We start from the raw sequence: 24225 nt of genomic DNA, 5'->3' as shown, positions 1-24225 counted from the left end.
TTATTCATTTTCAAGATACTGTTTTGGATCGTTTCTTTTAATCACGGCTAATGAGACCAAAAGCATGATCTCTATCGGTATTGCATATCGGTGGTCTCCATTAACTGAACCATCAAGGTTGATCAAAAATGTAAGCAAAGAGGGAACTGTGAATATGATGCCCATCTTATTTTTTGTTGCAATGAAATAGATCAATAATGAGATTGCCAACCAATTCCATAAAGCGGTGGACATAAACAAATTAAGCAATGGAATTGACATGATTATATTCAAATAGTTCGTTAATCCTATTCGTTGTTTGCTGGGCACCAACGGCTGTACATGCTCTAAATAGCTGCTATTAATTACAAAGTACGTATCAGATGGAATACCAGTATAAATTGAAGCCGATCCATACGGATCCGCGGTATTGAAAGAACGTACCGGAATTGGATCAATAGATAAAAATTGATTATCTAAGGTAGCATTCAAATATAACAGAGGATGCTTCAAACCAGTAACGAACCAAGAAAGAAGATATTTATGTACGCGTTGTTTATATATATTATTTTTCCACCAATTTGGATTTTTTTTAAAGTCTTGAATACTCTCGGCAGTGATTAAAAACGAATTATATCTAAACAAATTCTTAGCAGAATCCCCAAAACTCGGTTGATAGGTACGAGGAATCTGACGATAATACATAACATCATTTATCGCTTTTTTATCCTGCTTAGTCAAAATATTTGGATAGCGCGTTACAACAAAAGAAGTTTGTTGAATAGGAACAACCAGCATTTCAGCAGGAGAAGAAGGCATTACCTTAAAAGCTGTCAAAAAAACCCTTGTCCATCCTTCATAAAATAGTAAAGATACAATAAGCACAGCGCCTAAAAAGCGCCGACTTTCTTTCATGCAGATAAAGGCTACCAAGAGAGTAACCAAGGTAACATAAACACCATTATTACGGAACAGGCAAACCAGTAGTGTTGCCAAAGTAAGAAAGACAGAACTCCTGACCTTTTTGTCACTCAGCATCAATAGGTCCAACAGATATGTAACAAATAAAGCACTAGATGCTAGAAACCATCCGGTTTTATCAAAACAGACTGCATAAGCAACAAAATGAGGCTCCAGGCCAAGAAACAGCAGAACGAGCCAGCCCACATACGAACCAGCAATTCTTCTAATTCTAGAAATTAATCCCGAATACGCAAACAGAGAAAAAGTAACCAAAAAAAAGCTGTGGGTGTAGAAAGCAGCGGTGTGGCTATGAAATAAAAACAATCCTAGTTTAAAAATGCCGCCCATGACTAATGTTGCAAACCAAGGATGATGATTAGTGGGGAAATAAGTGAAATTCAATCCCGGGATTGAGACATTAAAAAACTCATTAATTTGTCGTGCACCATCATATCCGATAGTACTAGGCAATAAGTAAACGCCTAGAGGTATCCACAAAATTAGCAGTATAAGAAAAAGATATGCTGCGTTTGGAAAGGGTAATTTAGAAATTTTGACCGCAAATTGTGTGCTCAGCATTTTATGAACTAAGAAAACTATAAAATTGATGAAACAGTAAATAAAAGCCGCACAGCCAGCCCAATATACCAAAGAAATCAAAAATGTAATTTTGCTTGAAAAAAGTAAATCTAAAGTTGTTGTCTTGGAAACCGTCTCACCTAAAAGTGCAAGTAACGAGAGTAATAAGCTAACAATAATTTTCCAAGAATTCCCAACTGTACGATTTTCTTTCTTCGCTTGAGACAAAGACACGAAAACAAAAGCGAATACCAACATCACAATTGGCAAATTCGAAACAGCAAATCTTTCAGGAATGACTGTGAAGGCCGAAAAATTATCAACGGGATTAAAGTTGACAGAAAAAGCAGTGGCTGCAAGCAGACTTAAAAGCCATTTATTACTAACGACTTGTTTGAATTTAGTTGATTTGATTGTTAATTTGCCGTTCCGCATCAATGAGCCTATATTCGAAATTCATTTTTTCCTGTGACTGGATCGCATCTAGAATCATACCGCTAAATAATGACACAATCGCAGCTAGGAGCACTATCATTGTCACAACTAGTGTAGGCATGTTAGCAACGATTCCCGTGTGGCTATACGGTACCACGACACGGAACCAAAATGTTAGAAGACTTATTGCAGCTAATAATAGCGATATAGAACCAAAAAAAGCTAAGGGATGATAAATCCTAAATAAGTTCCATATTTTCAGAATCACTTTAAACCCATCACCGTAAGTGCTTAGCTTAGACTCACTGCCTTGTGGGCGATCTCGATATTCTACAACTTGATTTTCGACAAACATATTGCTTTCAGCTGCATGAATGCTCATTTCTGTCTCAATTTCAAAACCCTTTGAAAGAACAGGAAAGGTTTTGACAAAACGGTACGAAAACGCACGATAACCAGTTAGAATGTCTTTAATATTCGTGTCAAAAAGATGATTAATCAAAAATTTAACAGTAGCATTACCCACATTGTGGAAAGGACGTTTATTTTCCTGAAAATAAGTTGAAGAAAGTCTGTCTCCAACCACCATATCCACTTTGCGTTCCAGAACTTTACAATACATTGCTGGAATCTCCTCCACTGGATAGGTATCATCGGCATCAATCATGATATAAGCTCGAGCATCAATCTCACGAAACATACGCCGAATAACGGCACCTTTGCCTTGAACATACTCATGTCTAACAACGGCACCTGCATTTTGAGCGAGCTCAGCCGTGTTATCCTGAGAGTTATTATCATATACATATACCACAGCTTTCGGAATTTCACCGATAACGCCCTTGATATCTAAAACAACTTTCTCAATCGTTTGTGCTTCATTATATGCAGGTATCAATATTGCTAAATTATCCATTAACTCTCACTTCATACTATATTTAATTTAACCTATTTTTAAAAGTTGCTTGGTCAACTTATGCCACACATCCAAGACCACTGACCTTACTTGGGATTATTCAGAAAACCATCATTTTTAATATAATGCCTGCCCTTAACAATATCATATTGAATCATTCTGTAATCCCTTAATAGAGATCTTTGTGCAGGAGAAAATTGGTTATTCTGAAGCTGTTGACCTTGATCATCTAAATAGATATTCTTTCGATTATCAGTCTGCCATATATCAGAACCACTTTTTGCTAGTGCATTGGAGGACGCGGGTAATTGCTGCCGTAACTCGGTCAACATAGCTAAAAATGGCGATACTTTTACATTCATGTGTTCAGCTGACAGAGCCTGAAAATAATTGGGTGAAGTAAAATTATTTTGGTCTTCCAACTTAGTATTATGCGAGGAACTGGCTTTATTAGAGTAAATAAAATAATCCGTCTCATGGAGCGGTAACAAATTATTGGGATCGCTCATTTCACTATCATAAATACCCGGCAAATGGTCGCCGTACCAGACCACGGTAATGGGACGATTAATCCGATCCAATTGTTGCAAAAACCATTCAGTCGCATTATCTGTCATGTTGACGCCTTGAACATAGGTCTTAACATTATCAACTTCAGAATTAGACTGTTGAAGTGTCGAAGTGATATCAAAGGTATAGTTTTTGTACCAATTGCTATAGCCGAGGTGATTCTGCATCGTAGGCATCTGAATAAATTGGGGTTTCGCATTTTTAGACAACTGCCATAAGACATTTTGATAAGCAGCGCGGTCACTGACGTAAGGATTGTTATCAATCCTATCTTGGTATTTAATTTTTGGATTGTAAAGCGTATAAAATTTTTGAAAACCAAATTTTTTATAAACGGAGGATCTATCATAGACCATAGGTAAATAAGGATGAATGGCATTTTTAATAGCCCAGTTATTACTGATATTGGGTAAATAATTGGATGAAGGAACCACCTGCACATACGGTGACGTGACTGTGGGCAGAAAATTAGTTAGCGAGAGACCGGTCAATGCCTGGTACTCCAAATTAGCTGTTCCGCCACCATAGCCTGAACTTAGCATATACCCTGAAGTAGTCCTATCCTTGAGTGCTCTTATTTTTGGAATCGGATCTGGATTCACATGTAAACCCGGCACACGCAAGGGGTCAGAAAAACTCTCACTTAAGATATAAATAACAGTTTGTTTATCTAAATAATTGGGCCGATTGGCATTGATTTGGTTAGCAACTTTTTTATATTTCCGATCAATTTTAGCCATAGCTGCACGTGAATAACCTTGTGGCATATTCATGACCTTGTTGTCAAAAAAGCGCATGAATGAATATATGGCACCATTAGACCGTTGATCATAATTAACATCCCAAGGGATAGGCGAATCATTGAGCCGCGAAGCAACCCTATCTGGCAGTGTGTTACTGGTATAGAGATTGCGTGCAGAAAAAATAATTAGCGCAGATAGGACAAATAAAGGTACGCGGACAAACCACTTAGTAAATTTAATGCGTGAATCAAAGCGACGGAATAAAAAATATAAGATAACAATGACTAGTATCGCAAGAACCACTAGCATCACAAACTTACCTGCACTAATACCAATAAAATTTACTAACGTAAGCGGATTAGTCAATTGAGACAGATCCGAAGGCAGTATTGATTCATTTCGATAAATCAGCTTTTGATTATCTGCAATCGCAAAAACAATAAAGATGAGATTATTTAAAATAAAGGTTAGCCAAAAACGGTTCGTAATCGCTAAAATTAACCCAAAAAAAGCCAGCACAAAAATCAGATTTAAAATAAATTGATGATTCTGGCTGTCAGGAATGAAGGCATTGACGACAAAATTTGTAGCTGCCTGGACGCGCTCAACAAGTGTTTGATTCATACCGACCTGAATTTGGAATTGAACAAACCAAATATCAAAGGTCGATGAAATGAGTACAATGAGCGGATAAAAAAGCCAACGCGGAAAAGGCGCACTGGCTGACATAGCGGGATTCTGTTTAGACTTAAAATCATTGATGCCGCTAACTATTTTTTTAAATTTTTTCTGTAAATCCAATGCTCAGCTCTTTCATTCCATTTTACACAACCGATGCATTATACAATATTTCAATTAAAATACAGAAAAATAAAACCCCGCAAAATACACTAATGCTGAGGTTGTGTGAACATTAATAATTTGTGTCAAAACGATAATCTTCAGCAAGGCCAAATTCTTGTTTGACCGTATTAAAGGTCGCATTAATAACTTGGTCCATGTCGAAATAACGATACAAGCCCAGACGGCCGCCAAAGATGAACTGCTTTTTATGTTCGCGGGCTAATTTGGCGTATTTTTTATAGATTTCAGTGTTCTTCTGGTTATTGACCGGATAATAAGCTTCCTTGGTCCGATCCCAATTCTGTGGGTATTCCCGTGTGACAATCGTCTTGCCAGGGTCAGCTAGACCATCGAAGTGACGCCACTCCATGACACGCGTATAAGGCGTCTGAGCATCCGTATAATTAATCACAGAATTTCCTTGATAGTTATCCATGTCCAAAGTTTCGGATTCAAATTTCAAACTGCGGTATTCCAATTCGCCGAACTGATAATCAAAGAAACGGTCAATCATCCCTGTATAGACAATCCGTGGGAATTCGCGGATGTAATCTTCCTTATGGGCAAAGAAATCCGCATCTATCTTCACATCAATCAGATCAGAAGCCAGCCACTTGTCAAAAAGCTGGGTATAACCGCCGATCGGAATTCCTTGGTAGCGATGGTTGAAGTAATTATTATCGAAAATGAAGCGGACCGGCAAGCGTTTGATGATAAAAGCTGGTAATTCAGTGGCTTTTCTTCCCCACTGTTTTTCCGTATAGCCCTTAATCAATTTTTCGTAGATGTCCGTGCCAATCAGAGAAATAGCCTGCTCCTCTAAATTACGCGGCTCTCCTTCAATACCAGCAGACTTTTTCTGCTCTTCGATCTTGGCTTTGGCCTCGGCCGGCGTCTTAACGCCCCACATCTCGTAGAAAGTATTCATATTAAATGGCAGGTTATAGAGTTCGCCCTTATAATTTGCGATGACTTGATTCTGGTAATTATTGAAATCAGCGAAATGGTTAACAAAGTTCCAAACCTCTTTGTTATCAGTATGGAAAATATGAGCACCAAAATCATGGACGGTAATGCCATGCTCAGTGTGCGTGTGCATATTGCCGCCAATGTAGGGACGCTTTTCGATCAGCAATGAGCGTTTACCAAATTTAGCAGCCTTATAAGCAAAAATGGATCCAAAGGGACCGGCACCTACAATCAAGTAATCATAATTTTTCGTGTTGAATTTATTTGCCATTTCTTCCTCCTGTGACTTTTCTAGCTAGAAAAAGACCGCCCTTTTTAATCCAGTTCTGTTTTTCTTCAAAAACGAACGGTATTTCAGTGAAACTCTTGCCCTTGGCATCTAAAAAGATATCCAGCAGCCGCTCACCAACAAAACCAAAAACACGTTTTTCATAAGCATCATAATCGCTGCGGTCAATTTCTTTCTCGAGTTGGAACAAAATCGGAAACAGCCAGCCGGCATACTCATTCAGCTCTTGACGGCTCATGATCATCATATTGAATAAATGTTGACTGCGGCGCTGCATGATTTTATCATAACTAGCCTGAAAGTCCTTGCCAATAAGCGTGCGAACCAGATCAATCGGCTGAGCATGGTGCGCATGGATATAGTGGGAATAATTAGTCTCTATGTAGTAATGGCGCTGTTTGGGCAAAATAATTTGATCTTGCTTCAGCAGTGTATCTAATTGGGCTTGCGTCAAAATATTGGTCAGCCCTTTTTTGTGATTCATGGAAAAATAGCGGCGATAATGAACTAGGCCAATCACATCAGCGTCAGAATTCTTCCAGGCCCAATATAAGGCTGTCAGCTCATTAAAAGAGCTATTTTTGTCGCTGATATTGTCGCCTGTGTCGTCCCCGATCCATCCGGCCGGCATGTCAAGCGGATTCTTCGATCCAGCATGCCCGACCCAGATAGGCTGATAAAGCGGGTCCTTTGGCATAGGATAAATTTTATGCGAAGCAACGTAAATCTTAGCTGTCATCAATAGGCACCTTCGCGGCTAAAAATAGCCTTCATCGTCAGGTAGACAATATACCAGTCATACCAAAAACCAATATGATCGACGTATTCCAAATCAAGATCTGCACGTTCCGGATACTTAATATCCGAACGGCCTGTTGCCTGCCAGAGGCCCATTGCACCTGGAAGGACACTTAAGAATTGATCAACGTGATCGCCATAATAACGCAATTCAGGCTCGGTCACGGGACGTGGCCCAACAATCGACATCTGACCGAACAAAATATTAAAGAGCTGCGGCAGTTCATCTAGGCTAGTCCGCCTTAAAACCCGGCCAAATTTTGTTACACGGGGATCTTCACCAGCAGGGAATTTGTAATCGTTATCGACAAAAAGCTGGTAACTATCAGGATGTTTTTGAAAATACTGGTCAGCATCAGTCCGCATGGAACGGAATTTAATCAGCTTAAAATGCTTATGGTGTTTGCCGACACGGTCATGCCGATAGAAGACAGGGCCTTTAGGGTCATTGATTTTTTGCAAAATAATCAGAATTAAAAAAAGCCAAGACAACAAAATAATGCCGACAATACTCCCGGCAATATCAATCAATCTTTTGAAGGGTAAATAGTGTTTCTGCGACTTCGTCATTCTCTGCTTTATTATAACGAACTTGGCAAAAGCTAATTTTAGAAATTGATAATTATTAACAAAAATTTGCTTTCCGCTAAATTAAGCTAAAATAGTTAAGTCAGCAATGAAAAGCTCTTGGGAACAACATAAGGAATTAATTCTCTATCTAATTTTTGGCGTTTTAACAACCATCGTCTACTTCGTTGCACGTTTTTTAACTGTGCATATTAGCCAAAACGCACTTTTGGCCGTGATTATCGCACAAGTTTCAGCCATTCTATTCGCTTTTATTACGAATAAAATATGGGTCTTTACGAAAGCCGAAAAGAGCTCTCTTCTCAGTCAGTTCATGAAATTCGTCGCGGCCCGTCTCTTCGTGTTCTTTTTAGATCTGTTTGTAACCTGGCTGTGCATCGAAAAATTCGGATCTTTCTTTATCAAACTATTTTTGCTGAATCACCTCAATTATCAATCCGGGATCACAACTTGGCCACTGGTCAAAAGCTTTATCGGGTCGCCCGTGCTCGCTAATACTTTTATCTGGTCGATGGTCATTCAAGTTGCAGCGATTATTTTAAATTACGTTTTTTCCAAACTTTTTGTCTTTAAAAATAAAAAACAGTGATTAATTAATCACTGCTCCGGCTTCGATTTCATCAGGCAGCTGGGTGACCATCACGTTCCCATCACTGTTTTCCGCACATAAAATCATACCTTGGCTGATTTCACCAGCCATTTTTCTTGCCTTCAAGTTGGCAACGATCACAACAGTCTTGCCCACTAGGACAGAAGGATCCGGATACCATTCACGGATTCCCGATAAGATTTGACGGCCCTTTTCGCTGCCATCATCAATTTGCCATTTAATCAATTTCTTGGAATTCGCTAAGAACTCGCCCGATTTGATTTTCCCAGCGATCAAACGCAGTTTGGCAAAATCATCATAGACAATTTCTGGCCGCTGTTCTTCTTCACGCGCCTTTTCTTTAGCTGCTTCCATATGGGCACGTCCTTTGCCCTTTGTATCTTTTTGGACAAGAGAAGAAATAAAGGCAACTTCTTTTTTAACATCCAAGCGTGGAAACAAAGGCACCGCTTGGGCCGCAACAGTCGCATTTTCAGGCAGATCGGCAAGAGACAGGCCGGCAATTGGAGGCACGTCCTTTAATCCTAATTGCTGGAAAATCTTAGCTGGCGATTGTGTCAGAACCGGCTGCAGCAGGCTGCCGGCAACACGCAGCGAGGCAGCCAGATGGGCCATCACGTCATCCAAAGCTGTTTGATCGCCATTTTTATCCAGCACCCAGGGCTGCGTCTCATCAATGTATTTATTCGTTCGGCGAATCAACGTCCAGACAGCTTCCAAAGCATCCGCCGTATGGATCTGTGCCATCTCGCTTTTGAAGTTTTCAATAGCTTGTGCTGCTGTTTCTTCTAAATCAGCGTCCGAATCAGCTGCATGCCCCAGCGCTGGAATATGGCCATTTTCATAACGGTTAATCATCGAAACCGTACGATTCAGCAAGTTGCCCAAATCATTAGCAAGATCAAAATTGACGCGGTTAACAAAATCTTCAGGTGAGAACACACCATCGTTGCCAAATGGCATACTGCGCAATAGGTAGTAACGAACCGCATCCAAACCATAGCGGCTTTCTAGTGTCTCAGGATAAATAACATTACCCTTGGATTTAGACATTTTCCCGTTTTTCATGACAAGCCAGCCGTGGCCTAAGACTTCGCCGGGCAAAGGCAATCCCAAAGCATGCAGCATAATCGGCCAGTAAATGGTGTGAAAACGGACAATTTCTTTACCAACTAATTGGACATCGGCCGGCCAGAACTTTTTGAATAAGTCCGGCTGCTGGTCAAAGCCGCCCAAATCCGGATCATATCCTAAAGCCGTAATATAGTTGGACAAGGCGTCAATCCAGACATAAATAACATGTCTTTCATCGCCAGGCACCGGCACGCCCCAATTGAAGCTGGTGCGTGTCACAGCCAAGTCTTCAAGACCGGGCTTAATGAAGTTCGTAATCATTTCATTCATGCGGCTTTCCGGCTGCAAAAATTCAGGGTGATCAGAATAATACTGCAAAAGCCAATCAGCATATTTGCTCATCTTGAAGAAATAAGTCTCTTCTTTGACCAGCTGCACTTCGTGTCCGGATGGCGCTTTACCGCCTGTCACTTTGCCATTCTCATCGCGGTAAACTTCAGCCAGCTGCGATTCGGTAAAATACTCTTCGTCGGATACAGAATACCAACCCACATATTCGCCTTTATAGATATCGCCTTCATCCATAAATTTTTTGAAAATATGCTGAACAGCCTTCTCATGATACTCATCAGTCGTTCGAATGAATTTGTCATAGGAAATGTCCATCAGTTTCCACAATTTTTTAATGCCGGCAGCCATCTCATCCAGATAAGCCATTTCACTTTTTCCGGAAGCTTCGGCCTTTTGTTGAATCTTCAGGCCGTGTTCATCGGTACCGGTCAGGAAAAAGACATCCTCGCCTAAAGCACGATGAAAACGTGCCGTTGCATCGGCAAGCACCGTTGTATAAGTGTTTCCTAATTGCAATTTCCCGGATGGATAGTAGATCGGTGTGGTTATGTAAAATTTCTTTTTATCAGTCATGGCAAATGAGCCCCTTTCAAATACATGTTTCTATTATAAGCAAGGATGCCTTAGTATGTAGAGTAATGAAAAAAATTAACGACAGCCATAATCACATGAAACGCGAATTGTCCAACCGCCACGTACAACTCATTGCTATCGGCGGCACGATTGGGACAGGATTGTTTTTAGGGTCCTCGCGCTCGATTGCCTTTACTGGGCCGTCCATTATGCTGGTCTATCTGTTAGCCGGCACTTTTATGTTCCTGCTCACGCGCGCCATGGGTGAAATGCTTTACATGGATCCCAGCCAGCACACTTTCATTAATTTTATTACAAAGTATCTAGGCCGACCCTTTGGTTTTTTCTCAGGCTGGACCTATTGGCTGTCAATTGTTTTTATGGGGATGGGCGAGCTGACGGCCGTTGGTATTTATTTCCAGTTCTGGTTTCCCAAAATTCCCATGTGGCTGATACAGATCGCTTTTCTTTTGATGATCATGTCTATCAATTTAATCACGGTGAAATTCTTTGGTGAGGCGGAATTCTGGTTTGCCATGATCAAAATTTCGGCTATTGTTGCTTTAATTCTGACTGGTATTTTTATGGTTGCAGTTAATTTCAAGACGCCTGTTGGCCACGCCAGTTTAGTCAATATCACGACTCATTTTCAGCTTTTTCCTAATGGCTGGATGAAGTTTGTCATGGCGTTTCCAATGGTTTTCTTTGCCTACCAAGGAATTGAATTCGTCGGTATCACGACCAGTGAGACGAAAAACCCGCGTCAAGTACTGCCGCGAGCTATCAATCAAATTATCTTCAGAATTTTGATTTTTTACGTCGGCGCCCTGCTGGCAATTATGGCCATCTATCCTTGGCGTTCCTTGGATCCCAAACAGTCACCCTTCGTCTGGGTCTTTAAGCTGTTGGGCATTAGCTGGGCGGCCGGCTTGATTAATTTTGTTGTCCTAACAGCAGCTGCCAGTGCTCTAAATTCGGTGTTGTACTCTTCCGGACGCCATCTGTACCAGCTGGCTTTAGATTCTAAGGGTCATTTCAAGAAAACTTTTGCAGTCATCAGTGACAAAGGCGTTCCGGCTCGTGCCATTATGTTTTCTGCTTTGGTCGTGGCCGTTTCGCCGATTATCTACTCGATCCCAACAATTAATGATGCGTTTTCGGTCATCGCCAGCATCAGTTCCGGTGCCTATCTCTTGATTTATATTCTGACTCTGCTCGCTCACAGAAAATATATTCAATCATCCGATTATCTGCCGGACGGTTTTTTAATGCCGAAACCTAAAATTTTAGATCCGCTGACAATTGCCTTTATGGCATTTATTTTCGTCTCGATGGGCTTTCAAAGCGATACCTTGCCAGCCGTTGTCGGCACTACGATTTGGGTAGTCGTTTTTGGCGGCTATTCCTGGCTTAAACATCGCAATTAAAGCCACAGACGCATAGTGCGGTCATCAGGCTTGTCTTTGCCAGCCTCTTTCTTTTTAAGATAAGTTTTAAAACGCTGCAAAAAATAAGCCAAGACTTTTGCTTCTCCCTCATCCGCTAACAAAGTCAAGACTTTAATCACATTATTGGCTCGCGCCTCGCCTCTAGCTTGATTGCCGGTCGCGATCTCGTATAAACCTAATTCAAATAAATACTCAGCTTTAAAACGGATATCCGGCCTTTCTTGCAAACGCTCATTGAACATCTCAAGAGTCTTTTTCATACTGGTTAAATCATCGTAAATTTGGTTTGACATAACAGTTAGCAGGATTTTGTAATCTTCAAAGGCAAAATCTCCGTCGTTTGCAATGTCACGAAGGTAATCACTGGATTTCAAAGCTGATTTGAGTAAGAGCATGCGTGTTTCAGGCGAAAAAGCCATTGAAAAACTTGAATATAAATAAATCTCGAATTTTCCCCAAATCTCGACATTGAACAAATAATTCAATATCTCATCACTGGCTTTTTCAAATGCAGCCCGCACGCGGTAATAGTCTGCCATGCGATTGTCCCGAACCAAGATCGCGATTTCATTCATGTAATGCAGCATGATACCGAGATATTTGGCCGCCAGATTGCTGGGATCGGCCGCATAATCCTGGCTGATCTCTTTTTCCAGTTGCAAGTTTGTTTGGATATGCCCAGCTTTGCCATCGTTATTTTCGATTCGGTCAGCCAAACGGCTAAAATAATCAGGCGTTTGACCACCATACTGTCGAGATAAAAATTCATCCGGCGTGACTTGAATTTTCGACAGCAGGCGAAAAAAGCGATCAGCCGAGATTTTCGTTTCGCCCTTTTCAAATTTGCCAATAAAAGAGCGCGAGAGCCCCTCTTCTTCCAAATCTGTCAATGACAGATTTTTTTCTTGTCTAATTTTGCCAAATAAAGGACCATAATCACTTTTAGCTTTGTTCATGGTCATATATTCCCACTTTGATCTGCTTTTGGCAACTGGCTGCATACTAATTTTAGGGTCGATTTGTTATTTAACACATATTACCTTGACACAAACAGTATTGTGTTATAAATTAATGACAAGCAAAAGGAGAAAATACATCATGCGGGAACTCTTATTTCAAAACAAAGCTTTTCGAGCTTTGGCTATCAGTAATCTTTTCGAGACAATCGGTGCCGTCCTGTTCAATATTGTCTTTTTGATTTACGCAGCTCAATTGCCCAACCGGACTTTGGCAATTTCGATTGTTTCGCTAGTCACGATCTTTCCGACCGTGCTGCAGGCACTGTTAGGCAGCGTCGCGGGACGTGTTAAAAAACCGATTCGTTATATGCTGAACCGGCGCTTGTTTCAAACGGTCTTATACATTTTAGAAGGCGGTTTGTTCTTCTTTGGCGATTTGAAATCCTGGGCAATCTTTGTCCCTCTATTAGCGATCAACTTCTTCAGCGATCTGACTGGCGGCCTTTCTTACATGGTCTCGATGCCAATTACCAAACACGTCGTCCCTGATGCAAAACGAGAAGTGGCCAACGGATTACAAACAGCCATTTCCAGCACGATCAGCGTGATTGGACAAATTGTTGGTGCCACATTAATTGTTTTCATGAATTACCAATACGACGCCTTTGCCCTAATCAATGCTTTGATGTTTGCCATTTCGTTTTTCGTTCTATTGAGTTCTAGAAAAGAACTGGTCGTGGCGGAAAAAGAATCACAATTAGCCATTGAAGCATCTAAAAAGGCAGCTGAGATTAAAGATGATAAAAAAGTGAAGAGTGTTTCTGGCAACTTGGCCAATCTGATCTTTTCTTCGCCAATGATTCTCTTCCTGATTATCTTCGGTACTGCCGTGAACTTTATCGGATCATCGACGGATGCCATCTTGAATTTGACACTCCTATCGGCTAAAGGCCTCTATTTCACGCCTTGGTTTCCAACTTATGGACAGACAGTTGCCATCTACGGTGCCGTTTTCTCAGTCGGCGTCATCATCAGCTCTTTGTTTATGAATGATGCTATTGGGCGTATGAAGCTGACAAATCTGGCGGCCTTGATGACGCTAAGTTTGTCCTTGGCTTCGTTTGCTTTTGTCCTGATGCCAAACCGCTGGCTGATTTTAATTCTCATGTTTATCACCTCTTATGTGCTAGGTAAGATTAATCCTAAAGTTGGGGCAATGATGATGAGAGTCGTGCCAGAACATCAGCTAGCTGCCATCAGCGGATTATTTAGTTCTATCGTCACACTATCCATACCAGTCGGACAATTTCTCTTTCTAGGCATTGCAAACTTTTCCCGGCCTGTCTATGCTTGGCTGGCCATGGGCATTATCGGCATGCTGTTATTCACCTTTGTGGTGCTGTCAGCGGGCCGTTTCAACAATAAAAAAACAGTCGCAACACAAACTGCCAACGCTAAATAAAAGCTCCCAGATGGGAGCTTTTTTGTTTGCTTAAAATGATCTGATATTTTATTAGACCATTACTCGGCTGCCAAAGACTCGATTGGATCAAGTTTAGCCGCACGCCTAGCTGGCAGAAGTGCTGCCAAGAACGAAATCACAATCGCTATCACAAAGGCAAAAATGACATTTCCTGGTGTGATAATCACCATGTTGGCTTTAGCTAGGCCGTAAAGTGCTTTATTAGCAATCGCGCCGATACCAAAGGCCAAAATCAAAGCCAGAACCGCTGAAAAGAGTCCGATTAAGACTGATTCTCCTGTGAACAAACGGCTGATATCGCGTTTGCCTTCGCCTAGAGCCCGTAACACACCAATCTCTTTGGTTCTTTCCGAAACACTCATATACATCGAAACAATAATCATTAAAGCCGACACAACTAACGAAATCGCTGCAATCGCTGCTAGAACATTGGTCGCTAAGCGAACATATGAACTGACTGTATTTAAGATATCACCAACCGTGATTGCACCAAAAGCGTATTTACCTTTGCTGCGAATATTATTGACTTGTTTGGCAACAGAACGCGTCACATCGATGGAGTCGGCATTCACTGAAACAAAATTAGGATCTGTTATGGCACCGGCAGACTTCAGCATTGTACGCATCGTGCCGTAATTCGTTGCCGTAACAGCACCTGCTTGGCCGCCATTAGCCAATCCGGACACCTTTAAATTTCTTCTCACGACCACTGGCTGCTGTGCTTGGTTAATCCAAGTAAAGCTTAAGGTCACTGTCTTACCGATCATCTGCCGATATTTTTTAGTACCAAGAAAAGTCTGAGCCTGAGCTCGGTCAATGACAATCTCATTTTGTCCAGGTTTGCGGCCATTTTTAACCGTACTGCTTGCAAAAGCGCGCGTCCAAGTTTGTAAACCACTAGCTGAAACCGGCGTTTTTTGGCCAGGCAAGGTCAAGGTATACTGACCAAATTGATAACCCGGTTGTACAGCATTAACATTTTTCAAAGATCGCAGCTTGTTCAAATCACCTTTACTGATCAACAGCGCAGACGGGTTAGAAGCAAATTGTCGTAATGAACTCGTGAATTCAGCTTGAGACATTTTTTTACCAGATGGATTTCTCATGACAGAGACCGAAGTTGGATTAATCATCGAAGAAATCTGGTCACTGATGAAAGCTGAAATACCGTTTCCCAAACCAGAAAAGAGCAGGACGGCAAAGATACCGATACCGGTTCCCAACATGATCAAAAAATTACGCCAGAAATAATACATGGTATGTTTGTAAGCATTCTTATAGGCAGCCAAAGCACCCAGTTTTTTTGAGACGAGCCGTTGATCTGATTCAGGCTCAGGCAGTGCGTATTTGTCACGGTTTCGCCGATTTTTATCGATGACGCCATCAGACATGTGAACAATCCGCGTGCCAAAACGCGCGACTTCTTCTGAATGCGTGACCGCAATGACCAACTTGCCGGATTTAGCGATGCCTTCCATGATTTCCAGAATTTCATCCGTATTTTTGGAATCTAGTGCGCCGGTGGGCTCATCGGCAATAATGATATCCGGATCAGAGGCCAAAGCTCTCGCAATCGCGACACGCTGTTTTTGTCCACCGGAAAGCTGATTAGGATGTTTTTTAATATGCTGGCTCAGGCCAACCTGCTCCAACAATTCTTTAGCACGCTGTTCCTTTTCAGCATGACTCAGAGTTGTCATGTCCAAGCTGACCAAAACATTGTCCAAAACGGTTAAATGCGAAATCAGGTTAAAACTTTGGAAAATAAAGCCGATTGTCTGGCGACGGTAGGCATCCATTTGTTTTTCCGTAAAATCTCGAGTAGAGTGGCCATCCAAGATGACATCCCCTTCATAATCGTGATCAAGACCGCCGATGATGTTCATCAAAGTCGACTTGCCACCGCCTGATTCACCTAAAATACTGACAAATTCGCCCTTATCAAAATCTAGGCTAATGCCCTTCAAAACGGGAAATTCTTCATTTTTATTCAATATATAAGACTTATGAATGTCTTTTAGTTGCAGATATGCCATCTAGTTCTCCTTTTTCAGCAGCATGTATATGGTATCAAATCTCTCTTTCAAAAGACCTTTTGTTATTCGACTGTTATGTTCTTGTATCACGAGATCAATCACAACACCGCGTACCAAATTAAGATAGACATGACTCAATTCCGTTGCGGGCAGGCCTGTTCGCAATTCACCGCTGGTCGTTGCACGCTGGATATTATTTCGCCAAAATGCGACAAAAACCGCTTCCTGCTCTGACACAACCTGCTTTAACTGTGGGAAAGCCCTAGCAGCATTGGTCATTAGGATCAATTGATCGCTCAGATTAGGTTGGCGATCATTGAGTACTTGATCATAGTGGTCCGCAAAGGCCAGATAAAAAGCATGAAAACTGTCAAAAGCCTGCTGACCAAAATCGGCTTGCATAGATTTCCCGAACTCAGAAAACAGCTGCTGCATCGTTTGCAAGAACAGGTTTTCCTTGCTGGGAAAATAATTATACAAAGCACCCTTTGACACAGCTGCCTGTTTGACAATATCAGCAATTGAGACCGCTTCATAACCATGAAGCAAAAATAGCCTAAGCGCAGATTGTAAAATTTTATCCTTGGTCGTCATGAGGTACATACCGAACGGTCGGTATGTATTTTATGTTATCTTAGTCCAGCACTTTCTTCAAGTCAGGCTCCCAAGGCTTCGGTGTAGAATGGAAAATATGGTACTGAATCCACTGCAGCTAAATCAACTAGACAAAATTCATAACTTCATGAAAACACTGCTAGATCATGATCAATCAGGTCATGACAGCAGCCATATTGATCGCGTTGTCGCAATGGCCCGCAAAATTTTAAAACAAGAAAAAGGTGCTGATGAGTTCGTTGTCTTGGCAGCCGCGACTTTACACGATACCTACGATGAGAAATTGTTTGCCAATCCAGCCAGTGCCAAACGAAGAACAGCTGATTTTCTCCTCAGCATTCAAGTTGACCCGAAACCGATTCTTTATATCATCGATAATATGTCCTGGTCGGCAAATACTTTTGGTCAAGCAAAACCGCTTGATTTAAATGGTCAGATTGTTCAGGATGCCGATCGCTTGGATGCCATTGGCGCGGTTGCAGTGATTCGAGCTTTTAAATACGGTTTTAAACACAATCGGGTCGACTATGACCCCAACATTCTGCCGCGCGATTTACAAAATAAAGCTGAATATCGTAATGATAAGCAGACAACCCTTAACCATTTCTACGAAAAACTTTTTAAGCTGCAGGCTTCGCTAAATACCCCTGCTGCCAAACAGATTGGCCAAAAGCGTGACCATTTCATGCATGAATTTGTCGATGAATATATCGCTGAATATGAATCGAAAGCATAAAAAAACAACCTGTAATGGTTGTTTTTTTTATTTTACAATCGGACTTTGTCTGCTTCGTCATCAGAAAAAATAATTTGGTCATTAGCCTTAATCGTGAAAGTCTTGTCAGCCGCATTAGCTTGCAAGATAGCCGTATCTCGGCCGTCAGTAGAAGTGCGTTTGACCCGAATTGTCTGCTCGCCCTCAGTCTGGACTGTGATCTCACCGTCTAAATCGAAAGCAGCGAATTGATTGCGCCAGCTGAGCAGCTCAAGCAGTTTTTTAACAACCGGCCGCTGAACCTCTTTGGCAACTTCATCTTGACTGTAATAATGGCGGTTAATATTGCGGCCTTCCTTAGTCCTCTCTAACAAATCCAAATCATTGGCACCAGCCAGCAAGCCGACATAATAAATCTGCGGGATACCAGGGGCAAAAATCTGGAAAATCCTCGCCAACAGATAAGCTTTGTCATCATTGCCCAAGGCTGAATAATAGGTGGAATTAATCTGGTAAATATCCAAATTATTGTAAACCGCGGATGAATATGTCTTTTTCACGTTGGCTCCGACTTTGTAAAGTTCGCTAGAAGTATATGCAATCTCGTCATCAGTCAAAATATCTCGAGCATCGACGACACCGATACCATCATGCGTATCTAAAGTCGTAAATTGCCGTTTGGGCGACATCTTCAGCCATTTAGCCAATTGCGCTGTCTTACCGGAATAAAGCGTATAAAGTGTGACTAAAGGCAGAACAAAGTCATACGTAAAGTAGCCGTGTGCGTTAATCTTAGCCGGAATTGTGTAATGCTCATGAATTTCCGGCAGAATTTCAGCTTGCAGCGGTGTCAGAATGTCACGAACTGAATCCAGCAGCTGCCAGATTTCCGGTGCGACAAAGAAATCATTCGTATCGATTTTTTTGATTGCATAGGCAAACGCATCCAAACGAATCAAGTCAGCGCCATGGTGAACCATCTCTAGCAACGTCTCTTTGATAAATTTTTTCGCGCTGTCGGCATTAACATTAATATCAATCTGCTCATCGCCAAAAGTGTTCCAAAGATGTTCCTGGCTGCCGTCTGCAAAAGTGATTTCCTGAATCGGCGCCCGATCTTTACGCTTATAAATTAAATCAATATCAGCTTGAGTGGGGCGTCCTTGTGGCCAGAATTTTTCCCAGCGAATGAAGAAATCCCGATACACTGAAGCATCTTTTTTGGCTTTAAAATCCTGATACATCACTGATTCGCGCGAAATATGATTAATCATAAAATCAAACATCAAATAGTATTTTTTGCCCAAAGCCTGAACATCTCGCCAGTCGCCAAAGGCTGAATCAACGCGTGTATAGTCGGATGGCGCAAAGCCGCGGTCACCCGTTGAAGGGAAGAAAGGCAGCAGATGGATACCACCGATGGCATCCCCGATATAAGTTGTCAGTACCTCTTGCAGTTCTTTAATATTCCGACCCATTGAATCGGCATAAGTTATCAGCATTGCTTTGTTTTGCACAGGCATTATCAGCCCTCCACTTTAGATATAGTACCCGTAATCAGGCCCTCATACTATTATAAAGGAAAAATTGTTAAACGATTAAACATTTGTCAGACGCGCACCGTCAATCGACTCGCGTTCAATAAATTCCGATGGCACAATCACCTGCAAAGCGGCTGTCCGTTGTTCAAAAATGCGCTGACGAATCAGCCGCACGGCCTCGCGCCCAATCTCTTTGCTCGCCGGATGCACGCTTGATAAAGCAGGCACTAGGTATTGAGCGGCTTCAATATCATCAAAAGAAGTCACGGAAAAATCCTTCGGAATTTTATAGCCAGCATTTAAAATCGCCCGATAGGTACCAACTGCAATTGGATCAGAAGCTGCTACCAAAGCAGTAGGCAGGTCAGGCAAAGAGAATGTTTTCAATAATTGACTAACTGCCAAATATGCTTTCATCGTATTCCAGCCCGTCAGCAAAATTTGCATATCATCCTCTAAATGATGACGCTGCATCCAATTTTTATACGCCAGCAAGCGCAGATCATCATTTTTGTACAGTACCTGGCCATCAGCATTCACGGCATCGACACTGCCGCCAATGAAAGCAATTTTAGAATGCCCTAATTTATGCAGATGGTCCAATACCTCATCGGTCTGTATATCGAAATCCGGTCGAATAGTATCAATTTGGCGATCCGTTGGAACATCAGAAATAACAACCATGTTGATATTTTCTGTTTGAATTCTTTTTAGCAGGTCCGCAGAAAAGGTGCCGATTACAAGAACTCGGCCAAAACTTTTAAAAGAAGGCAGATCTTGTGTGATTTCACCACTATAAATCACGCGGGATAGTTTAAATAAATCATGCTGTGCCTGCTCCTCAATGCCACGGCGAATATCGGCAAAATAAGGGTCATCCAGCTCTTGTGCCTCTGAGACAGTATCCAAAACAGCGATTGTCAGCTTAGAACGTTCATAGGTCTGAGAACGGTCGGCTTCTTTAGCGATATATCCCAGCTGGTTAGCCGACAGACGCACTTTGTCTTTGGTCGATTGTTTGACAGATAATGTTGTATCTTGATTTAAAATTCTTGAAACGGTTGCCGGACTAAAACCGGCCAATTTAGCGACATCACGAATACTGGCCATATATCTCCTTGCACCAATTTTACTCGATCAAAGAAGTATTGCTAATCCGAATTTTCAATCCAGCCGTCGTTCAATCAGTTTTTCCTGCAAGCGGTTAACTTGATCATGTTTTAATTTTTTATTGCTGGCACTTTCAGCCCGATTAAAGTCCTCTGCCATATAAACAGCGGCAACATACAGTTTTAGTTGATGTTTTAAATAATGCAGATCGTTTTCTTTTTTCAAACGCTTATTAGCTGACACTGCTGCTTGAGCAAAAGAGTCAGGCTTAATTTGTAAATTATCTTTATCTAACGCGCGATCCATTATTTGCCTCCTTGCTGAGCTTGGACAGCCAATTCTTTGACGATTTCATCGTGTTTGGCTTCGGTTAATTTAACCTTGCTCATGTAAATAATCAAGAAAATAATTGCCAGGATAGCCGGAATAACAAAGGTAATCACTCTAAAAGTCAGATCAGCCGAAGCCGGGATGTCTTTGGCTGTTGTATTACCAGTCATGCCTAACGATGTTGCCACAAATCCAGTTACCACACCGCCAATAGCGCCGCCGAATTTATCAACCATCGGACGAATTGAGGAAGTGGCTGCTTCTGAACGGCTGCCAGTCTTTAGCTGACCATATTCAACGGAATCGGAAATTACGAGGACAACAATCATAAAGACCAGAGGGTTGGCGAGATCAAAGATCACATAAGCGCCAAGCGCCAGAAGTGAATTTCTTGCAAAGAGAAAGACAATAAAAGATAAGGCAATCGCCAAAATACCGGTAATCATGATCTGACGCCGTTTTAAAAACTTGGAAATTAACGGGAAAGACACAATCGATACAAACCCTGTGGCCATACCAATCAGGCCAACATATTTCCACATATCCTGTGCATTAAGGATGTATCTGAAGAAGTAAATCATTAAATTATTGAAAATATTGTTGCCAAAGGCAAAGATCAAATATGAAAGTGCCATCCACAAAAGCTGGTCATTTTTTGCCAAAGTTTTGAACACCGCAGAGATTTTCATATGTTCAGCAGGATGGTTCACAACACTTTTATCTTCTTTTGTCATTAGGGCCGCTGCATATGCGCCAATTAATTGCACTGCGGCAATTAAGAGGATAAAGCCAGTCCAGCCTCGCTGATTAAATGTCGATGACCCTGAGAATAGCGTGAGCACGTAAACATAAATTAAAGCAACAGCGTTACCACCAACAGTTGAGCCAATTCTAGCGAAAGTCGCAATCACGCCGCGACCATCGGAACTGGTACTTAATGCTGGCAGCATCCCCCAAAAGGCAATGTCTTTGATCGAATACGAAATGTAAAATACCGTGAAGATAACCGCAAAAATTGTCAGATAAAGCGGTCCGTTCGATGTTGACAGACCAAACAAGTTTGAAAAAACCAATAAGGACAGGACAGCTGAAATTGTCGCCATACCAGCGATCCAGGGCGCATATTTGCTGTGTTTGGTATGGATGGAATCGATCATACCGCCAAGCAGAGGATCCATGAACAGTTCCACAATACGCACCACGGTAATAATCAGCGCCACAGCGGCAATCATTTGTGCCATATAGGTTTTTGATCCGCCGGCAAATAAGACACTGGTGACAAACATGATCAGGTAGCCGTTTAACATGCCGTAAAAAGCGTCATGGCCAAAAGCACCTAATCCATATGCGAAAGAAGATTTAAAATTTTTCATGCTCGTTCCTTTGCTGCAAAGTAATCCACTTTGCTCGTCCAATCAGCTGCTTCTAGCGGCACATCGTAAAAACCAATCGACATCAGCTCATCGCCGCCATAGGAATGACCTTTTTCATCTTCATAAACAATTTTCGGATCCAATCCAGCCATTTTTGTCAGTGTAAATTCCGGTTGAGCCAAAGACATCAGCTTGAATCTGAATAGGAGCGCTTCGGATTTATCTTTGGAAACAAATTCCCAGGCAAAATCATTGCCTTTAAAAGCCGACTTAATCCGGATAAAGTCGCCATATTGAATTAATTGACGGTGCTCTTTATAAAAAGCAACCTGTTTTTTAACGATCTCTTTTTCAGCATCAGTGAGTTTGGCTAAATCCAATTCATAACCAAAGACGCCTGACATAGCAACATCCCCGCGCATCTCAAAACTCGTGGCACGTCCAGTCTGCTGATTAGGCGACACGGACACATGTGCGGTCATACTCGACATCGGATAAGCCAGAGAAGTACCGGTCTGTATTTTTAATCTTGCGACAGCATCCGTGTTGTCAGAGGCCCAAGATTGAGGGAAATAGTACAGCATCCCGGCATCAAAACGGCCGCCACCGCCAGAACAGCCTTCAAAAAGAATATCTGGATATCTTTCAATTAATCTTTCAGCCAAATCATAAACACCCAGCGTATAACGGTGACTGACTTCACCTTGCTGATCAGCTGGCAAAGCCGCCGAATACACTTCGGTCAGATGACGGTTCATATCCCACTTGATGTAGTCAACTTTGACATTATCTAGAATTTTGACCATTTGATGAAAAATGTTGTCAACAACTTCTTTTCTCGAAAAATCCAAGACTAACTGATTTCGTGACAAAGTCTTGCCGCGTCCAGGCACTTGCAAGGCGTAGTCTGGATGAGCACGATACAAATCCGAATCAGTCGAGATCATTTCTGGCTCGAACCACAAACCAAAGCGCATGTTCTTGTCGTGAATCTGGCGGCTGACTTCCTTTAAGCCGCCTTGCAATTTATGAGCATGTTCAAACCAATCACCAAGACTGGAATTATCATCATCACGGTGGCCAAACCAGCCATCGTCCAAGACAAACATTTCGATGCCCAACGGAGCCGCGTTATTCAAAATTTCCTGGATCTTGCTGCTATCAAAGTCAAAGAAAGTTGCTTCCCAGTTGTTAATCACAATCGGGCGTTTAGCATATTGATACTTGCCGCGCGCCACCCGTTCGCGCAAAAGATGATGATAGGTGTTTGACATGCCGTTTAGGCCTTGGTCAGAATAGACCAGTAAAGCTTCGGGTGTCTGAAAAACATCTTTTGGCGACAATTTCCAATCAAAATCGTACTCGTTAATGCCAGCCAGCACACGCGTCTGATCGATGTAATCGCGCTCCAGTGTCTCTTGGTGATTGCCGGAGTAGACAAGCTGTACGCCAAATGCTTCTCCAGCAAATTCAGTCGTGTCCGGATGAACCAAAGCAATAAAAGGATTCATATGATGGCTGGAAGTACCGCGGCGGCTTTCAAACTGTGTGACGCCGTGGCCGACTTCTTGTCGCTCAACTTGTCGTTCGCGTGCGTGAGCACCTGGTAGAGAAATCACTTGAAAATCTTGTTTGGGAAAATCTATCTGCATGCTGGCAATTTTTTCGATATGTAGAACATGGCTGCCGCGATTAATTAATTTGGCATCCCGCGCAATCACGGCCCAATTATCAAAAATTGTATAGCTTAAGGCCAGATCACAATTCAAAGCTGTATCAGTCAAAGTGATAATGAGGGTCTGCGCCTCAGAATCGTCAACCACATAACTGTGCGGCAAATTTTCCAGGTCGGGTTTTCCAGCGACGATTCGATAGGATTGGTAACGGAAATCTGTCTGGCGTGCACCATTTTCATCACGGATAATCACGGCCGGCACGCGATAATCGCCCGTATTGTTGCCGGACCATTCCTGTAATAGCGTATCTTTAGAATAATCCCGCTCTGAAGAATCGGGCAGGTTGCCAGAAAAACCTCGGTCGCGGCGAGGATAAGCACGTTCCCCAGCGTAATGGCTGACGGCTTTCCCGAAGTAAAGGTGAGCTAACAGATTGCCCTCTTCCACCGACATTAAATAGGAAATCTGCTGGTTATGTAAATGAAAAACTTGTGTACTCTCATCAAATGTGATCATGCTGTGTCTCCTTTAAAAACTGCAATTACATAATATTTGTTTACTAAATGTTTAGTAAAGCGCTTAGATTTACATTTATATGACATTTGTAATCTTTATGTAATAATACCAACTAAAATAGACTAATAAAAAAACTTCCCAAT

The 24225-nt window shown here is 41.9% G+C and carries 18 protein-coding genes and 1 pseudogene; 4 read left to right on the top strand and 15 right to left on the bottom strand.

The annotated features are described in order from the left end of the window. From OKIT_RS03000 to OKIT_RS02975, 6 genes are all read right to left on the bottom strand, one after another. A complete protein-coding gene (locus OKIT_RS03000) occupies positions 1 to 1956 on the bottom strand; it encodes a DUF6020 family protein (protein WP_007745202.1) in 1956 nt (651 codons plus the stop codon). Further along, on the bottom strand, positions 1922 to 2872 hold the full coding sequence (locus OKIT_RS02995; protein WP_007745201.1) for a glycosyltransferase family 2 protein: 951 nt from the start codon (positions 2870 to 2872) through the stop codon (positions 1922 to 1924). Before OKIT_RS02995 ends, OKIT_RS03000 begins: the two co-directional genes overlap by 35 nt. 86 nt (positions 2873 to 2958) lie before the next feature. Continuing rightward, complete coding sequence (locus tag OKIT_RS02990) at positions 2959 to 4986, bottom strand: sulfatase-like hydrolase/transferase (RefSeq protein WP_007745200.1); 2028 nt, start codon at positions 4984 to 4986, stop codon at positions 2959 to 2961. A gap of 112 nt (positions 4987 to 5098) precedes the next feature. Then, positions 5099 to 6268 (bottom strand): UDP-galactopyranose mutase, encoded by a 1170-nt coding sequence (gene glf, locus OKIT_RS02985; RefSeq protein ID WP_007745199.1) that lies wholly within the window; start codon positions 6266 to 6268, stop codon positions 5099 to 5101. Further along, positions 6258 to 7025 (bottom strand): DUF4422 domain-containing protein, encoded by a 768-nt coding sequence (locus OKIT_RS02980; RefSeq protein ID WP_007745198.1) that lies wholly within the window; start codon positions 7023 to 7025, stop codon positions 6258 to 6260. Before OKIT_RS02980 ends, glf begins: the two co-directional genes overlap by 11 nt. Beyond that, positions 7025 to 7654: a sugar transferase gene (locus OKIT_RS02975; RefSeq protein ID WP_007745196.1), complete on the bottom strand. Its 630-nt coding sequence runs from the start codon at positions 7652 to 7654 to the stop codon at positions 7025 to 7027. The genes OKIT_RS02980 and OKIT_RS02975 overlap by 1 nt, the downstream gene beginning before the upstream one ends. 106 nt (positions 7655 to 7760) lie before the next feature. On the opposite strand from OKIT_RS02975, the gene OKIT_RS02970 reads away from it, so the two are divergent. Continuing rightward, positions 7761 to 8261, top strand: a complete 501-nt coding sequence (locus tag OKIT_RS02970; protein ID WP_007745191.1) for a GtrA family protein — start codon at positions 7761 to 7763, stop codon at positions 8259 to 8261. Here the strand turns inward: OKIT_RS02970 and metG are convergent. Next, positions 8262 to 10292, bottom strand: a pseudogene (metG, locus tag OKIT_RS02965) (methionine--tRNA ligase); the annotation flags it as partial. 53 nt (positions 10293 to 10345) lie between these two features. Between metG and OKIT_RS02960 the strand changes: the two are divergent. Continuing rightward, a complete protein-coding gene (locus tag OKIT_RS02960; protein ID WP_007745189.1) occupies positions 10346 to 11707 on the top strand; it encodes an amino acid permease in 1362 nt (453 codons plus the stop codon). On the opposite strand, the gene OKIT_RS02955 is transcribed toward OKIT_RS02960, so the two are convergent. After that, the gene (locus OKIT_RS02955) at positions 11704 to 12684 is read right to left on the bottom strand and encodes a helix-turn-helix domain-containing protein (RefSeq protein ID WP_028291861.1); all 981 of its coding nucleotides are present in this window, start codon (positions 12682 to 12684) and stop codon (positions 11704 to 11706) included. The genes OKIT_RS02960 and OKIT_RS02955 overlap by 4 nt on opposite strands. 142 nt (positions 12685 to 12826) lie before the next feature. Between OKIT_RS02955 and OKIT_RS02950 the strand changes: the two genes are divergently transcribed. Then, the gene (locus OKIT_RS02950; protein WP_007745186.1) at positions 12827 to 14149 is read left to right on the top strand and encodes an MFS transporter; all 1323 of its coding nucleotides are present in this window, start codon (positions 12827 to 12829) and stop codon (positions 14147 to 14149) included. Between the two features lie 59 nt (positions 14150 to 14208). On the opposite strand, the gene OKIT_RS02945 is transcribed toward OKIT_RS02950, so the two are convergent. Next, on the bottom strand, positions 14209 to 16206 hold the full coding sequence (locus tag OKIT_RS02945; protein ID WP_007745185.1) for an ABC transporter ATP-binding protein/permease: 1998 nt from the start codon (positions 16204 to 16206) through the stop codon (positions 14209 to 14211). Next, positions 16207 to 16800 carry a TetR/AcrR family transcriptional regulator gene (locus OKIT_RS09355; RefSeq protein WP_162141371.1) on the bottom strand — a complete coding sequence of 198 codons (594 nt, stop codon included), beginning with the start codon at positions 16798 to 16800 and terminating at the stop codon, positions 16207 to 16209. It lies immediately after the preceding gene. A gap of 88 nt (positions 16801 to 16888) precedes the next feature. On the opposite strand from OKIT_RS09355, the gene OKIT_RS02935 reads away from it, so the two are divergent. Next, a complete protein-coding gene (locus OKIT_RS02935; RefSeq protein ID WP_007745178.1) occupies positions 16889 to 17557 on the top strand; it encodes an HD domain-containing protein in 669 nt (222 codons plus the stop codon). Between the two features lie 32 nt (positions 17558 to 17589). On the opposite strand, the gene gtfA is transcribed toward OKIT_RS02935, so the two are convergent. The 5 genes from gtfA to OKIT_RS02910 all read right to left on the bottom strand — a co-directional run bounded on the left by gtfA (position 17590) and on the right by OKIT_RS02910 (position 24082). Further along, the gene (gene gtfA / locus OKIT_RS02930) at positions 17590 to 19059 is read right to left on the bottom strand and encodes a sucrose phosphorylase (protein ID WP_007745177.1); all 1470 of its coding nucleotides are present in this window, start codon (positions 19057 to 19059) and stop codon (positions 17590 to 17592) included. A 75-nt stretch (positions 19060 to 19134) separates the two neighbouring features. Beyond that, a complete protein-coding gene (locus OKIT_RS02925) occupies positions 19135 to 20187 on the bottom strand; it encodes a LacI family DNA-binding transcriptional regulator (RefSeq protein WP_007745175.1) in 1053 nt (350 codons plus the stop codon). A gap of 54 nt (positions 20188 to 20241) precedes the next feature. Then, complete coding sequence (locus OKIT_RS02920; protein WP_007745174.1) at positions 20242 to 20493, bottom strand: hypothetical protein; 252 nt, start codon at positions 20491 to 20493, stop codon at positions 20242 to 20244. After that, a complete protein-coding gene (locus OKIT_RS02915) occupies positions 20493 to 21890 on the bottom strand; it encodes a glycoside-pentoside-hexuronide (GPH):cation symporter (RefSeq protein ID WP_007745173.1) in 1398 nt (465 codons plus the stop codon). The genes OKIT_RS02920 and OKIT_RS02915 overlap by 1 nt, the downstream gene beginning before the upstream one ends. Beyond that, the gene (locus OKIT_RS02910; RefSeq protein ID WP_007745172.1) at positions 21887 to 24082 is read right to left on the bottom strand and encodes an alpha-galactosidase; all 2196 of its coding nucleotides are present in this window, start codon (positions 24080 to 24082) and stop codon (positions 21887 to 21889) included. Before OKIT_RS02910 ends, OKIT_RS02915 begins: the two co-directional genes overlap by 4 nt. Positions 24083 to 24225: the final 143 nt, after the last annotated feature.

This window comes from Oenococcus kitaharae DSM 17330 (assembly GCF_000241055.1).
Taxonomy (GTDB): domain Bacteria; phylum Bacillota; class Bacilli; order Lactobacillales; family Lactobacillaceae; genus Oenococcus; species Oenococcus kitaharae.
The sequence above is the reverse complement of the archived record's forward strand: the minus strand, read 5'-3'. Positions and strand labels throughout refer to the sequence as shown.